This window comes from Nocardia sp. NPDC002869, assembly GCF_046764065.1.
Lineage (GTDB): Bacteria > Actinomycetota > Actinomycetes > Mycobacteriales > Mycobacteriaceae > Nocardia > Nocardia rhamnosiphila.
Window position 1 is genome coordinate 1 of the sequence record NZ_JBKOOL010000321.1, and the last position, 2061, is coordinate 2061.

General features: G+C 70.8%; 3 protein-coding genes and 1 pseudogene. 3 read left to right on the forward strand and 1 reads right to left on the reverse strand.

Going from position 1 to position 2061, the window contains the following annotated elements:
* Positions 1–97: pseudogene (locus tag ACLML9_RS28610) on the forward strand (malate:quinone oxidoreductase); the annotation flags it as partial.
* Positions 77–334, forward strand: a complete 258-nt coding sequence (locus tag ACLML9_RS28615) for a TetR-like C-terminal domain-containing protein (protein WP_411948409.1) — start codon at positions 77–79, stop codon at positions 332–334. The pseudogene ACLML9_RS28610 and the gene ACLML9_RS28615, both read left to right, overlap by 21 nt.
* A gap of 59 nt (positions 335–393) precedes the next feature.
* Here ACLML9_RS28615 and ACLML9_RS28620 read toward each other — a convergent pair whose 3' ends face one another.
* Positions 394–606 (reverse strand): hypothetical protein, encoded by a 213-nt coding sequence (locus ACLML9_RS28620; RefSeq protein ID WP_081877111.1) that lies wholly within the window; start codon positions 604–606, stop codon positions 394–396.
* Between the two features lie 182 nt (positions 607–788).
* Here ACLML9_RS28620 and coaE point away from each other — a divergent pair, with 182 nt between their 5' ends.
* The gene (gene coaE, locus ACLML9_RS28625) at positions 789–1997 is read left to right on the forward strand and encodes a dephospho-CoA kinase (RefSeq protein WP_411948408.1); all 1209 of its coding nucleotides are present in this window, start codon (positions 789–791) and stop codon (positions 1995–1997) included.
* Positions 1998–2061: the final 64 nt, after the last annotated feature.

Here is a 2061-nt window from a genome sequence, read left to right on the forward strand (position 1 = left end):
CGGCAAGGCCGTCGATATCAACGAGCGGTTCCAGGTCTCCCGCCAGTTCTGGGCCTACGCGGTGGAGAACGGTGCCGTGTGGCCCCACCGTCGCGGCCGGGCGGCTGATGCCCACGTCGACTGGGCCGATTTCGCCCCGGAACTCACCGGGCACGTCCGATCGGAGTTCCCTGAACTGCCGCCCGCCGGATTGGCTTTCGCGCTGCGTATGTGGGGCCGGATGCACGGCCTCATCGCGCTCGAGGTGTACGGCCATCTGCGGCCGCAGACAGCCGACCCGGCCAAACTCTTCCGAGCCGAAATGGATGAGCTGGTCGACAAATTGGGGCTCTAGCGCCCCGGGATACAACAGTGGCCCGGTCCGAAGACCGGGCCACCGTTGTCCGCCGGGAACTAACCTGCCGGGACCGGGACCCAGCGCGGCCAGACCATCGACGGACGCGGGCGATGAGCGGCGAGACTGTGGCGGGGGGCGATGGTGAAAAGGCTGAGCCAAGGGCGGCGGTTCTTCGCCAGATACGCCGCCACGGCCGGAATGGTGAGACAGTGCACGCGCCCCGGCGCCCCCAGCCGGTGCCGGCCTGTGCGGTAGTACCTGATGCGCATGCTCGTTCCTTTGCTATCCGTAACAGAAGCGGTGAATCGGGGCGTGCACTCAGGCCGAACACTAACGCAGTCACTGGCGTAATCAGGACATTTGCGCCGTTCCCCCACGCCTGGGCGTGTCGAGCGGGTAATGCGCGAAACCTCGTCGCTGCGCCGGTACGGACGGATGCGAGACTGGGCGAATGCTACGAATCGGCCTCACCGGCGGTATGGGAGCGGGCAAATCGACGGTCGCGCGAGCGCTCGTGGAGCGGGGCGCGGTGCTCATCGACTCCGATGTCATCGCACGGGAAGTGGTCGCGGCCGGAACACCGGGGCTCGCCGCCCTGGTCGAGGCGTTCGGCTCGGATATCCTGGCCGCGGACGGCAGCCTGGATCGTCCGGCGTTGGCGGCCAAGGCGTTTCGTGACGACGAATCACGCACCACTCTGAACTCCATCACTCATCCGCTGGTCGGGCAGCGCACGGCCGAACTCTTCGCCGCCGCCGCGCCGGACGCCGTGGTGGTCCAGGATGTTCCGCTGCTGGTGGAAAACCATATGGCGCCCTTCATGAATCTGGTGCTGGTGGTGGATGTCGCCGCCGAGACCCGGATCCGGCGCCTGGTCGAGTTCCGTGGGGTGACCGAGGACGATGCGCGGGCGCGGATCGCGGCGCAGGCGACCGACGAGCAGCGCCGGGCCGCCGCCGATGTGCTGCTGGACAACAACGGCCCCGCCGGCGCGGTCGAAGCCGCTGTGGCGCGGCTGTGGGACGAGCGGTTGGTCCCCTTCGAGGCGAATTTGCGCTCCGGTGACGCGGTGCGGCCGGCGCCCCGGCTCGTGGACCCGGATCCGGAATGGGCCGCGCAGGCGCAGCGGCTGATCGCGCGGCTGCGGGTGGCCGCCGGCGCCGCCGCGGTGCGGATCGACCATATCGGTTCCACCGCGGTGCCCGGCCTGCCCGCGAAAGATCTCCTCGACCTGCAGATCACCGTGCCGGACCTCGCCGCGGCCGACGGTATCCGCGACGCGCTGGCCGCCGCCGGATTCCCGTTGATCCCGCAGCACACCCACGACAATCCGAAGCCGGGCGCCGGTGCCGAGGTGGATCCGGGGCGCTGGGAGAAACGCGTGCACGGCAGCGCCGATCCCGGGCGCCCGGCCTATGTCCATCTGCGGGTCGCCGGTGGGCCCGGGCAGGTGTTCGCGCTCGCCTTCCGCGACTGGCTGCGCGCCGAACCGGCCGCGCGGGCGGAATACGCCGAGGTGAAGCAGAAGGCGGCGGCCGCGGCCGGCGGGCTCGATCGAGAGGAAGCCGTCGCCGCCTACCTGGCGGTCGAGGAACCCTGGTTCGACGCGGTCTACCAGCGGGTGCTCACCTGGCGGGCCGCGCATCCGGAGGAGCGGTAGCGGACCTGCCCGGGCGGTCCGCCGGCCGGCACGGAGCGGGCGGGCCGGTTCCCGCCGCGCCGTG

Excerpts from the sequence above, each read along its gene's own strand:
- ACLML9_RS28620 (WP_081877111.1), bottom strand. The coding sequence starts at position 606 with ATGCGCATCAGGTACTACCGCACAGGCCGGCACCGGCTGGGGGCGCCG.
- coaE (WP_411948408.1), top strand. The coding sequence starts at position 789 with ATGCTACGAATCGGCCTCACCGGCGGTATGGGAGCGGGCAAATCGACG.